This window comes from Brevibacterium sp. 91QC2O2 (genome assembly GCF_024580695.1).
In the GTDB taxonomy this organism is placed as follows: Bacteria; Actinomycetota; Actinomycetes; order Actinomycetales; family Brevibacteriaceae; genus Brevibacterium; species Brevibacterium moorei.
The window spans coordinates 1-265 of sequence record NZ_JANIJY010000089.1; the positions used below are offsets into that span (position 1 = coordinate 1).

Below are 265 nucleotides of genomic sequence, written 5' to 3' on the forward strand. Positions count from 1 at the left end.
TCCTCTTAACCTTCCAGCACCGGGCAGGCGTCAGTCCGTATACATCGCCTTACAGCTTCGCACGGACCTGTGTTTTTAGTAAACAGTCGCTTCTCCCTGGTCTCTGCGGCCACCACACACACATCAGACCGAAAAGGTCCTTCACATGGGTGGCCCCCCTTCTCCCGAAGTTACGGGGGCATTTTGCCGAGTTCCTTAACCACGATTCTCTCGATCACCTTAGTATTCTCTACCTGACTACCTGTGTCGGTTTCGGGTACGAGCG

The 265-nt window shown here is 54.3% G+C and carries 1 rRNA gene; it reads right to left on the bottom strand.

The window, feature by feature from the left end:
* A 23S ribosomal RNA gene (locus tag NQ036_RS15560) occupies positions 1-265 on the bottom strand; the annotation flags it as partial.